The organism is Flavobacterium sp. AK-345 (assembly GCF_058310175.1).
Genome location: NZ_JBZEER010000014.1, coordinates 1 through 11,952 on the forward strand (window position 1 = coordinate 1; position 11,952 = coordinate 11,952).

General features: G+C 34.3%; 9 protein-coding genes. 3 read left to right on the top strand and 6 right to left on the bottom strand.

All coding sequences use genetic code 11. From position 1 onward, the window contains the following. Positions 1-173 precede the first annotated feature (173 nt). From era to AC4FQ3_RS19705, 3 genes are all read left to right on the top strand, one after another. Complete coding sequence (gene era, locus AC4FQ3_RS19695; protein WP_491182996.1) at positions 174-1,055, top strand: GTPase Era; 882 nt, start codon at positions 174-176, stop codon at positions 1,053-1,055. Between the two features lie 339 nt (positions 1,056-1,394). After that, complete coding sequence (gene der / locus AC4FQ3_RS19700) at positions 1,395-2,705, top strand: ribosome biogenesis GTPase Der (protein WP_042563958.1); 1,311 nt, start codon at positions 1,395-1,397, stop codon at positions 2,703-2,705. Positions 2,706-2,838: 133 nt separating this feature from the next. Next, a complete protein-coding gene (locus tag AC4FQ3_RS19705; RefSeq protein ID WP_491182997.1) occupies positions 2,839-5,595 on the top strand; it encodes an outer membrane beta-barrel protein in 2,757 nt (918 codons plus the stop codon). Positions 5,596-5,801: 206 nt separating this feature from the next. On the opposite strand, the gene AC4FQ3_RS19710 is transcribed toward AC4FQ3_RS19705, so the two are convergent. From AC4FQ3_RS19710 to AC4FQ3_RS19735, 6 genes are all read right to left on the bottom strand, one after another. Then, a complete protein-coding gene (locus AC4FQ3_RS19710; protein WP_491182998.1) occupies positions 5,802-6,539 on the bottom strand; it encodes a DUF2490 domain-containing protein in 738 nt (245 codons plus the stop codon). Positions 6,540-6,713: 174 nt separating this feature from the next. Next, on the bottom strand, positions 6,714-9,263 hold the full coding sequence (locus AC4FQ3_RS19715; protein ID WP_491182999.1) for a TonB-dependent receptor: 2,550 nt from the start codon (positions 9,261-9,263) through the stop codon (positions 6,714-6,716). Positions 9,264-9,509: 246 nt separating this feature from the next. Continuing rightward, complete coding sequence (locus AC4FQ3_RS19720) at positions 9,510-9,923, bottom strand: RrF2 family transcriptional regulator (protein WP_042563962.1); 414 nt, start codon at positions 9,921-9,923, stop codon at positions 9,510-9,512. Between the two features lie 83 nt (positions 9,924-10,006). Then, entirely contained in the window at positions 10,007-10,843 is an 837-nt protein-coding gene (locus AC4FQ3_RS19725; protein WP_042564072.1) for a TPM domain-containing protein, read from the bottom strand. Between the two features lie 3 nt (positions 10,844-10,846). Then, the gene (locus AC4FQ3_RS19730) at positions 10,847-11,284 is read right to left on the bottom strand and encodes a TPM domain-containing protein (RefSeq protein ID WP_042563963.1); all 438 of its coding nucleotides are present in this window, start codon (positions 11,282-11,284) and stop codon (positions 10,847-10,849) included. Between the two features lie 76 nt (positions 11,285-11,360). Further along, the gene (locus AC4FQ3_RS19735) at positions 11,361-11,942 is read right to left on the bottom strand and encodes a LemA family protein (RefSeq protein WP_042563964.1); all 582 of its coding nucleotides are present in this window, start codon (positions 11,940-11,942) and stop codon (positions 11,361-11,363) included. Positions 11,943-11,952 lie beyond the last annotated feature (10 nt).

Consider the following 11,952-nt stretch of genomic DNA (forward strand, 5'->3'; position numbering starts at 1 on the left):
CGAACCTGTGACCTTCGGGTTATGAGCCCGACGAGCTGCCTACTGCTCTATCCCGCGATGTTTCGGGTGCAAAGATACGCCGTTTTTTGATAAATCCAACGAAAACTTTAAAAAATGTTTTATTTTCTGTATTGAGTTGATATGACTACCTTTGCAAAATAAATAATTCACAAATGTCACATAAAGCAGGTTTTGTAAACATCATCGGGAATCCAAACGTTGGAAAATCAACGTTGATGAACGCCTTTGTTGGAGAAAGATTATCAATCATTACATCAAAAGCACAAACAACTCGTCACCGTATTCTTGGAATCGTAAATGGCGAAGATTTTCAACTTATATTATCGGATACTCCCGGAATCATCAAACCGGCTTACGAAATGCAGGAGTCGATGATGAATTTTGTGAAATCGGCTTTTGAAGATGCTGATATTTTGATTTACATGGTCGAAATAGGGGAGCAGGACTTAAAAGACGAAGCTTTCTTTAATAAAATCATTCACGCTAAAATTCCGGTTTTGTTGCTGTTGAATAAAATCGACAACTCAAATCAGGAACAATTAGAGGAACAAGTGGCTTTTTGGACAGCAAAAGTGCCAAATGCAGAAATTTTCCCAATCTCGGCTTTACAGAATTTTAATGTACCGGAAGTTTTTGGAAGAATCATCGAATTGTTGCCGGAATCTCCTGCCTATTATCCAAAAGATCAGTTAACAGACAAACCAGAGCGTTTTTTCGTAAACGAAACCATTCGTGAAAAAATCTTGTTGAATTACAGCAAAGAAATTCCGTATGCGGTCGAAATTGTTACAGAAGAATTTTTCGAGGATGAAAATATAATTAGAATCCGTTCAATCATTATGGTAGAACGTGAAACTCAAAAAGGAATCATTATTGGACATAAAGGTGCTGCTTTGAAAAAAGTTGGAACTGAAGCTCGTGCTGATCTGGAGAAATTCTTTGGGAAACAAATTCATATTGAACTTGTCGTAAAAGTAAATAAAAACTGGAGAAGCAACGCGAATATGTTGAAGCGTTTCGGGTATAACCAGTAATTTTTGTTGAATCGGTTAATCGTTGATTTGTTTAATCGAAAAACGTAAAAGTTCTTGATACCTTGAAGCCCTAGCCCTGATAGCAGTGGAAATCCTTTTGTGAAGCTTTAGCGGAACAAAAGATTGAAACGGATAGCAGGAAATAGCTCCTGAAAATACTCCTTATATAACAGGAAAAATAATAAAAAACTTAGGTACTTAGAAACTTAGCCTCTCAGCAACTTTTTTTAACTACCTTTGCAAAAAATTAAAATACAGCATTTTGGATTTACAATTTAATATGATTTTGTCAAAAGCAGAATCTAAAATCTGAAAATCTGAAATCTAAAATTAAAAAAAATGAATAACATTGTTGCGATAGTAGGAAGACCTAATGTAGGGAAATCGACCCTTTTTAATAGGCTGATACAAAGAAGAGAAGCTATTGTAGATTCTGTATCTGGGGTTACCCGTGATAGAAACTATGGTAAAAGCGAGTGGAACGGAAAAGAGTTTTCTGTAATTGATACCGGCGGATATGTTCGCGGATCTGATGACGTATTTGAAGGTGAAATTCGCAAACAAGTAGAGCTTGCTATCGACGAAGCTGATGTTATTATTTTTGTGGTTGATGTAGAAGAAGGAATTACGCCAATGGATGATGTTGTTGCGCGCTTATTGCGTAAGGTAACAAAACCGGTTTTATTGGCTGTAAATAAGGTAGATAACGCAATGCGTGAGAAAGATGCTCTTGAGTTTTATAATCTTGGTTTAGGAGATTATTTTACTTTTGCAAGTATTTCAGGAAGTGGAACCGGAGATTTATTAGATGCTTTAATCGAGTCTTTCCCGGTAAAACCAGAACCAGTTCAGGAAGAAGTGGTTTTGCCTCGTTTTGCTGTTGTAGGACGTCCTAATGCAGGTAAATCTAGTTTTATCAATGCTTTAATTGGTAAAGAACGTTTCATGGTAACCGATATTGCAGGTACGACTCGTGATGCAATTGATACAAAATTTGACCGTTTTGGTTTTGAATTTAATTTAGTAGATACTGCGGGAATCCGTCGTAAGGCTAAGGTTAAGGAAGATTTAGAATTTTATTCTGTAATGCGTTCAGTTCGTGCGATTGAGCATGCAGATATTTGTATATTGGTTATCGATGCAACCCGCGGATTTGAAGGTCAGGATCAAAGTATTTTTTGGCTGGCAGAGAAAAACCGTAAAGGTGTTGTGATCTTAGTAAACAAATGGGATTTGGTTGAAAAAGATACCATGTCGACTCGTGATTACGAAGAGAAAATTAAAAAAGAACTAATGCCTTTTACAGATGTGCCAATTTTGTTTGTTTCGGCTTTAACGAAACAACGTTTATTGAAAGCATTGGAAGCTACAGTTCAGGTTTTTGAAAACAGAAAACAAAGAATTCCTACTTCAAAATTCAACGAATTTATGTTGAAAGTTATCGAAGCTTATCCGCCGCCAGCGACAAAAGGTAAATATGTAAAAATTAAATATTGCATGCAATTGCCAACTTTAACACCTCAGTTTGTGTTTTTTGCTAATATGCCACAATATGTAAAAGAACCTTATAAACGTTATCTGGAAAATAAAATTAGAGAAAATTGGGATTTTTCGGGAGTGCCAATCGATATTTATATCAGAGAGAAATAAAATAAAAAGTCCCCAAATTTGGGGACTTTTTTATGAGTAATTATTTTTAATGGCACACTATTTGAATAAATGTGAAAACTACAATTAAACCTTTTTGTTTTTTTGTAGTCTAACTAAAACTAACCAATTTTTTATGACCAAAATTTATTCTTTTTTAGCACTTTTTTTCCTTTTTGTTTTTACTGCAAATGCTCAAAACGACATTACCGTTAGAGGGACTGTTCTTGATGTTAATACGCAATTGCCACTGGAAATGTCAACTGTTTACTTTACTACTGTAAAAGATTCTACTGTTATTGAATATGCTACAACAGACAAGAACGGAAATTTTGCGATGAACATTAAAAAATATGATAAGCCTGTGTTTTTAAAGGTGAATTATATGGGATACCAAACTTATTATGAAGAGTACAAAGGGCTCACAGAAAGTAAGGATTTTGGTAAAGTATATTTAATCGAAAATGTAAATGCCCTAAATGAGGTTATTATAAAATCAGAAGCGGCACCAATAACCATCAAAAAAGATACACTGGAATTTAATGCTTCTTCTTATAAAGTCCGCCCGGATTCTAATGTAGAGACATTATTGAAACAATTGCCCGGATTTGATGTTGACAACGACGGAAAAATTACGGTAAATGGGCGAGAGGTCAATCAGGTTTTAGTAAATGGGAAAACGTTTTTTGATAAAGACGGAGCCATAGCAATCAAAAATTTGCCTGCAGATATTATCAAGAAAATTCAGGTTTCTGATTTTAAAACAAAAAAAGAAGAGCTTTCTAAACAGGAATCAACTTCGGATTTTTCGAGTATTAATATTACGATTGACGAAAAGAAAAACAAAGGTTACTTTGGAAAAGTAATGGGAGGTTACGGATCTGATGACCGATATGAGGCAAACGTCAATTTGAATTTCTTTAATAATAAACAGAAAATTAGTTTGTTAGCTTCATCCAATAACATCAATTCTACAGGATTTTCTATGGATGATGTTTTTGATAATATGGCTGGTGGACGAAATAGTAATAGCAAAAGCGGAGGTTCCGGCTCTGGCGGAAAAGGAATTACGCAATCTAATTTAGTAGGCTTAAATTATTCTGATGACTGGACAAAGGATTTGCTCGCTATGGGAAGTTATAATTTCTCTAATACAGTTAATAAAAACGATAGTAAATCAAATCAGCTTAGTTTTTTGCCAACCGGAAATATTATTACAACCGCCGATTCTAAATCGAAAAATGAAAGTACAGGAAACAACGTTAATTTTGAGCTAGAATATAAAATTGATCCAACAATGCGAATTGTAATTGCGCCAAGACTCAATCAATCCCGCACCAATAGCAACTCAAGTTCTTCGAGTTTTTCTGAAGATGAAAACGGAAATGCTTTAAATGAAAGTAATGCAAATTCATATTCAGAAAGTACTAATTTTAATTTTGGGAATACCATCAATTTTAATAAAGCTTTTGAAAAAAAGTCAAGAAATTTAAGTTTCGTTTTGTCTAATAATAATACAAGTACTGATGGAAATGTAAGAAATCTTTCGGAGACGATTTTTTATCAGGACAATCAACCAAATGACGAAAGAAATCAAAATACAAAAAAAAGAAGCAGCAGCGATTCTTATTCAGCAGATTTAGAATATACAGAGCCTATAACTGATTCATTAAGAGTTAGATTTGGATCTGATTTTGATTGGAAAAGTTCTGCAAATGACGAAAGAACATTTAATTTTGATCCTGCTACACAAGAATATACAGATTTGAATCTGGCTTTGAGTAACTATACGAGTTCAATACAAAATTCGGTTACGCCAAAAGTTGGAGTTACGCTGCAAAAGAACAAATTTACCCTGAATCTTGACAGCCGAACTTCGATTATAAATTTTGACAATCATTCCGTATATCTAAATAATGCCACAGATTTAAATAAAAAGTATGCATTGCCTTTTGCGACTGCATTGCTGAGGTACAAGTTTAGTCGTTCTAAAAATTTATCTTTCAAATACGATTATTCAAATGCACTGCCATCTGCAACTCAGTTAATGCCGGTTATAAATCTTAATAATCCTTTGAATACAATTGTTGGAAATCCGGATTTGAAACCAATTGAAAAAAACAGTGTAAGCTTTAATTTTAAAAATTATGATTTCCGCTCGCGTTCCGGTTACAGTTTATATGTAAAGGGAGATTATTATGATAATGATATTGTATCGACTTCACTATATGACGATAGCGGAAAAAGAACGACAACTTATGTAAATATTTCGGGAGTTTACAACGCGTCGATTGGCGCAAACTGGAATCAATCTGTAAAAAGTGGTGCACATACTTTAAGATACGGATTAGGATTAAACGCTGGTTATACTTTTGATAAAGGATTTACAAATGCCGTTTTATACAACGCAAAATCGACATCAATTACACCAAAAGTATATTTGTCATACGATTACGGAGAAATATTAACCATTGCACCATCTTATAATTTATCATACAATCAGTCAAAATATGAGAATTATTCAAGAGATGCGACTTCAAATGTGGTTCACAGAATCAATTTGCAAACAACGACTTATTGGCCGGAGAATTTAATTTTTGGAAATGATTTTGGATATACCTATAATTCAAATATTTCTGATGATTTCAAGAAAGATTTTTATCTGTGGAATACGAGTTTGTCTTATGGATTTTTGGATAAAAAACTATACGCAAAAGTAAAAGTATACGACGTTTTAAATCAGAATCTAAGTGCCACAAGAACCATTTCTGCAACATCCATTCGTGATGAAGAAAACACCGTTTTAAAACGTTATGTGATGTTTTCTCTGGCTTATAAAATTGGAAATTTTAAAGGAGCAGAGAAGGGTGGAAAAAGAAGAGAAAGGGATTAGTTTTTTTAAGATTCTAAGTTGCTGAGGTTCTAAGATTCTAAGATTCTAAGATTTTAAGGTTTAGGTTCATAGGTGCAAAGTGGCAAAGGAACAAAGATTAAAAAAAGTCCGAAATCAATTTTGATTTCGGACTTTTTTTTAATCTAAAATCTAAAATCTAAAATCTAAAATCTAAAATCTAAAATCTAAAATCTAAAATCTAAAATCTAAAATCTAAAATCAATTCTGTGATAAACCGTAAAACGAATAATATCCCGATCATAAAAATCGACACCACTGGCACGTCGTTGTAGGCTTTTTAGATACCCTAATTCTAAACCAATATTGGGATTGAAATGATAACGTAAAGCCGCGTAAATTCTGTTTTGATCGAAAGTGTTTCTTTTATTGTCTTTTCCGAAATTGAATAAAACTTCATCAGAAAGAGTGCCTTTTAAACTTCGTTTTTCTTTTTTCCAAAGATCAAAAGTCGATTGTAACCGGTATCTGAACCTAAAAGCAAAAGAAAAATCATCAAGTAATTCTGTTTTAGTTGCTTTCTGTATAAAACGTTCTTCTAGTTGAAAACGATTGTGAAAAGTAATTTTTGCAATATCATTAATTAAAGTAATATCCTGCTGAACTCGATATTCGGGAACGGAATAATTAGGATCAACGTGCGGATCTTGAGTATTGACATTAAAATAAGCAAATCCACCACCTAAATCTACAAGTTTTGTGGCGCGATATCTTCCCTGAATTCTTATAACAAAAAGATTTTCATGAACAGGATTTATAAAACTACGATTATCAAATTCAGAATGTAACGCCCACTTTTCGGTTAAAGGCAAAATATTATAATACCGAATCCAGGTCAGTGTTTGCTGATCAAAATTTCTTTTGGTTTGAGCAAAGCCAATTTGAGTCAAAAAAGTAAAAACGAATAATATCCTCAGAATTTTCATTTATATAAATCCAAGCTGCGAATATATACAAATGAGAATTGATTTATGAGATAATATATTGACTTTTAAATTGGTTTTCTTTTCAATTTTGTGATTTTGTAAAAATTGAAGCATAAAAAAAGCGAGATAAATTTTAAAATCTATCTCGCTTCAACTATCTAAATTAACTCAATTTTATAGTGAATATTTTAAAGTAATACCATAAGTTCTCTGATCTCCCAGTACAGCTGCGTATTGTCCTGTATTTCCACCTGCTGGTAATAATTGTTCGTAATAATCTTTGTTTAAAAGGTTACGACCCCAGAAGTGAACAGATAATCCCTGCGATGCACGGAAACCTAAACGAGCATTAAAAATAGCATATCCCGGAACAACTAAATATTTTGAAGCAGAAGGGCTTGATGAGAATTCAGAACGAGCATAAGAATCTACCCCTAAGAATACTTTTCCTGCATTTCCAAAGAATTTTGCATTGTTAGAAAGTTCACCTCCTAAAGATCCTGCCCATCTTGAAGCACCCGGTAAAGCTGATCCGGATACATCTTTAAAGGAAATCGGAGCTCCGGTTTCTTCTAATGGAAGTGGCGCGTTTGTAAATTTAACGTATTTAGCATCTGTATAAGTTGCTGCTCCGTTTATCGTTAAATGCGGACTTACAACAAAGCTTGCATCTAATTCTGCGCCTTTAACTTCAACTTTATCTGCGTTAGCAAGATAACCGCGATTTACACCTAATTCAGCTGCCTGAACGTTGGTTTGAAAATCTTTAATTTCTGTTTGAAAAAACGTTAAATTGAAGATTGAATTTTTGAATGGTGAAGTTTTTACTCCAACTTCATAATGATTTACTTTTTCCGGTTTAATAACAGCAAGTTCCAGTAATGGCGCACCAGCAGAATTTGTTGGAAGTCCGGCTACATTTACTCCAACAGGTTTGTAACTTTTTGCATAAGTTGCATAAGCATTAATTTTATCCGATGCTTTAAAAGATACAGTTATGTTTCCTGAAAAATCTGTATTGTCTGTGCTTGAATCAAATGCCTGATCAGAATACACTTGTTTTTTTAATGCAAGTAAAGCAGGATCTGTCGTCTGTAAACCTCCGTAAGTTGTACGGGCATAATGAGCATCTTTTTTGTCAAAATTATATCTCACACCTGGTAAAATATGCAAACGGTCTGTAATAGCCCAGTCAATCTGACCAAATACTGCAGCACTTGATGCTCTGATATTGGCATCAGTTTTTATTCCGTATCCTTCAAAAAGTCCTGGAGTTTTCCATAAGGCACTTGTTGAACTTTGTGCAAATCGCCATTGTGCATCTCCAGATTCTTCAGTACCATCTGTTTGAGAGGTCTGATCGATAAAAAATACACCTGCAACACCACTTATTCTTGATGTTAACTGACCTGCATAACGAACTTCTTGTGTAATTTGAGTTTGTCTTGTAGGGTTTTGAGATTTTGCCAATACCTGTAATCCTGTAAAATCCCTGTCGTTTGACGGATCCCAATTCCAGAATCTCCATGCAGTCGTTGAAGTAAGAGTTCCGCCTCCAATTTTAGTATCAATATTAAGAGATATTCCTCCCATGTCCTGATTAGAACGCCATGGAGTATCTTGGTCAATTTTGCGGTCAAATGCATTTCTGCTTGGCAATTGGTAATTTAAATCGGCAATAATAGCATCAAACTGACGATAAGCGGCTCTTTGTGTTGGCGCAACGCCAGCAACCACCTGAGCATATCCGTCAGGACGCTGTGTTGTAATATCAGCAGCCAATATAATGTTTGTATTTACAGTTGGAGTCCAAAGCAATTGTCCTCTAATTCCCTGATTGTTTAATGTATTAGTAGCTCTTCCTGTAGCAACATTATCAATTAAACCGTCACGTTGTGTTCCTGAAAAAGATAAACGTCCTGCTACTTTTTTACCTAAAGCTCCTGTGACAGATGCTTTAGCCTGAAGAAAAGAATAGTTTCCATAACTCACTTCAAAATCAGCACCAGAAGTAAAACTTGGTTTACGGGTTGTAATATTAAATGCTCCCGAAGTAGTATTTTTTCCAAACAAAGATCCTTGTGGTCCGCGCAAAACTTCAATTTGCTCAACATCGATAAAATCAAGTGTTGTTGCCGCCGGGCGTGCGTAATAAACACCGTCTACATAAAAACCAACACCAGGATCGATTCCGTCATTTGTAAGCCCGAAAGGAGATCCAAGACTACGAATGTTGATACCCGTATTTCTTGGGTTTGAAGAATATAATTGAACAGAAGGAACCAATTCTTTAATACGATTTACGTTAAAAGCTCCGGTTTGTTCTGCTTGTTTTCCCGTTATAACAGAAACCGCAATTGGTACATCCTGAACTTTTTCGATACGGCGTCTGGAAGAAACAACAACTTCAATAAGCTCATTTTCTTCGCGAATAACTAATTGTAAAGGCGCTGTTGGTAATGCTGTAATTTCTATTTCTGTAGTTTTATAGCCTACGTACTGAACTAAAAGTGTAATAGGAAGTTTTCCTTTAGAATCTATACTAAACTTTCCGTTTTGATCTGTAGTAGTGCTTGAGGTTGTTCCTTTTATAACAACATTTGCAGCTTCTAATGGAATGTTTTCGTTTGTGTTAACGATGCCTTCAATATTTTGTGCATAAGATGTTGTGAAGGCTAAAAGTAAAAAAATGCTTGTAAGTGATATTTTATATATAGTTTTCATTTTTATATTAAGTATATGTGATTAGTAGAGTTTAAAATAAATTTTTTTTAACAACACATACACATCATACACGAAATACTTTCCACAATTGTGAATGAACTATTTTGGTTTCTTTGCAAAAGATTTTCAGTTACAGCTGATCGATTGTAATTTACTTTCATTGGTTAAAATTTTGTAATTGGTTACTATTTTTTTTGCAAATATATGTAAATTCTATAGATTTACTAGGAATTAGAAAATATTTTTTTATTTCTTTACTAATGAAGCTATTGTGATCCCTTCCATGGCTTTCAAAGTTTTGTCTCTAATGAGCACTAAACCATGGTGTAAGCTGCATTCTGACTCAGTTTTGCAGTCAGAACAAGGTTCGTAAAAGTTTAAAGAAGCGCAAGGCAAAAGTGCAATTGCACCGTCAAATAAACGGTGAATTTCTGCCAGAGTAATTTCATTTTTTGATTTTATCAGATAATATCCACCGAATTTTCCCTGCTTACTGCTCACAAAACGTCCGCGTTTTAGATCCAATAAAATTTGCTCTAAAAACTTTTTAGGAATGTTAGCTCCCTCAGCAATTTCCACAGTTCTGGAAATGTGATTTTCGTCTTGTTCTGCTAAATAAAGTAAGGCCTTAAGGGCGTATTTTGCTTTATGTGATAACATCTTTTTTAATTATGAATTGTAAAATTAATTATGAATTTTTAAACCTGAAACTTGAAACAAAAAAACTTGAAACAAAAAACAGTTTACCAGCTTCCGCTAGAACCTCCACCAGAGAATCCGCCACCGCCAAAACCTCCGCCGAAGCCACCGCCTCCGCCGCCAAAACCACCTCCGGATGATCCTCCGCCGAAACCGCCAAATCCGCCGCTGCTTCTGCCAAGACTGCTTAAAAGAATTACATCCATTAAACTTGGTCCTCCGCCGTTATTATTGCCTGAATTTCCTCCTCCGCCTTTATTTCGGAACATCAAAATTAATACAATTACGACAATAACAATAAAAGGAAGTATCGGGAAATTGTTTCCTTTAGAAGCTTGTTTTCTTTCGCCTTTAAATTTTCCTTTAAAAACATCAATTATAGCATCAGTTCCCTTGTCAAGACCGTTGTAAAAACTTCCTGCTTTAAATTCGGGAATAATAATATTTCTGATGATTGTTCCTCCAATTCCGGCTGTCAAACGATCTTCAACACCATATCCCGGATTAATAGCAATTTTTTTCTCGTTTTTGGCCAATAAAATAATGACACCATTATCATCTTGCTTTGTTCCGCCAATTCCCCAGGTTTGTCCCCATTTTGTAGCGAGCTGGCTTACATCTTCACCTTTTAAACTTTCGATTGTAATAACGACAATTTGAGTTGTGGTAGAATCTGAATAACGAACCAGTTTTTCTTCAAGCTGTGTTTTTTCTGATGCACTTAAAATATTTGCATAATCGTAAACTGAAGTCTGAAAACTTGGTTTTTCGGGAATAGTAAATTGAGCAAAAATACTATTGCAGACAAAAAATGCGATAAATAAAAAAGTAAACTGAAAAATTCCGTTGGAATTTAAAATTGTATTGTTGGAATTTTTCATCATTTAACCTTTTGAAATTTCGTTTGATAATTCGTTTGTGTCACCTTCAGACCACGGGAAGTTCTTTTTTAATTGTTCGCCGGCGTTCAAAATACCGTCGACAATTCCTTGTTTAAAATTTCCTGCTTTAAATTGTTCCACCATTTTATCTTTGGTACAATCCCAAAAGTCTGCTGCAACAACATCGTTAATGCCTTTGTCTCCACAAATAGCAAAGCTTTTATCTTCGATGGCAAAATAAAATAAAACACCGTTTTGAAGTTGGGTTTCATTCATTTTTAATTCATGAAAAACTTCTAAAGCCCTGTCAAAAGGAACTTTAGAAGTTGTTTTTTCTATATGTACTCTAATTTCGCCAGAAGTATTTTTTTCGGCCACGCGAATAGCTTCAACAATTTCTTGTTCTTCTTCTTTGGATAAAAAATCTTCTACTTTTGACATTGAAATTATTTTAGAGTTTAGATTTCAGATATTAGATTTCAGGCTAAACCTGAATCATTAACCAAAAATATTTTTTTTAGAATTTTACTTCAACTGGTTTTTCAGCACCTGCAACAGCTTCAAAGTATGGTTTTTCTTTGTAACTTAAAAACCAACTGTTTGGAATTGCAAGAACATAACCATTGTAATCTTGTACAGCTTCGTTAAAACGAGTTCTGGCTGTTAAAATTTGATTTTCTGTACTTGCCAATTCGTCTTGTAATTTCAGGAAGTTTTCGTTTGCTTTTAAAGTCGGATATTGTTCAACAGAAACTAACAATCTTGACAAAGATGAAGATACGCCACTTTGAGCCTGATTGTATTGAGCCAATTGTTCAGGAGTGACATTACTTGGGTCGATTGTCACGGAAGTAGCTTTTGCACGAGCCTCAATTACAGCTGTCAATGTTGATTTTTCGAAATCTGCAGCACCTTTAACTGTGTTAACTAAGTTTCCGATAAGGTCATTTCTTCTTTGGTAAGTAGTACTCACATTTCCCCATTCCTTATTAACTGCTTGATTTTTTTGCAAACCAGTATTTTTAATTCCGATTGACCAAAAAGCAATTATAGCAATTAAGGCTATTATAATTCCTACGGGGATTAACCATTTTTTCATGTTTGTTCTG

What these genes read in the sequence shown, in the direction of transcription:
- AC4FQ3_RS19735 (WP_042563964.1), bottom strand. Translation starts at nt 11,942, where the DNA reads ATGAAAAAATGGTTAATCCCCGTAGGAATTATAATAGCCTTAATTGCT.
- AC4FQ3_RS19730 (WP_042563963.1), bottom strand. Translation starts at nt 11,284, where the DNA reads ATGTCAAAAGTAGAAGATTTTTTATCCAAAGAAGAAGAACAAGAAATT.
- era (WP_491182996.1), top strand. Translation starts at nt 174, where the DNA reads ATGTCACATAAAGCAGGTTTTGTAAACATCATCGGGAATCCAAACGTT.
- AC4FQ3_RS19705 (WP_491182997.1), top strand. Translation starts at nt 2,839, where the DNA reads ATGACCAAAATTTATTCTTTTTTAGCACTTTTTTTCCTTTTTGTTTTT.
- AC4FQ3_RS19715 (WP_491182999.1), bottom strand. Translation starts at nt 9,263, where the DNA reads ATGAAAACTATATATAAAATATCACTTACAAGCATTTTTTTACTTTTA.
- AC4FQ3_RS19725 (WP_042564072.1), bottom strand. Translation starts at nt 10,843, where the DNA reads ATGAAAAATTCCAACAATACAATTTTAAATTCCAACGGAATTTTTCAG.
- der (WP_042563958.1), top strand. Translation starts at nt 1,395, where the DNA reads ATGAATAACATTGTTGCGATAGTAGGAAGACCTAATGTAGGGAAATCG.
- AC4FQ3_RS19710 (WP_491182998.1), bottom strand. Translation starts at nt 6,539, where the DNA reads ATGAAAATTCTGAGGATATTATTCGTTTTTACTTTTTTGACTCAAATT.
- AC4FQ3_RS19720 (WP_042563962.1), bottom strand. Translation starts at nt 9,923, where the DNA reads ATGTTATCACATAAAGCAAAATACGCCCTTAAGGCCTTACTTTATTTA.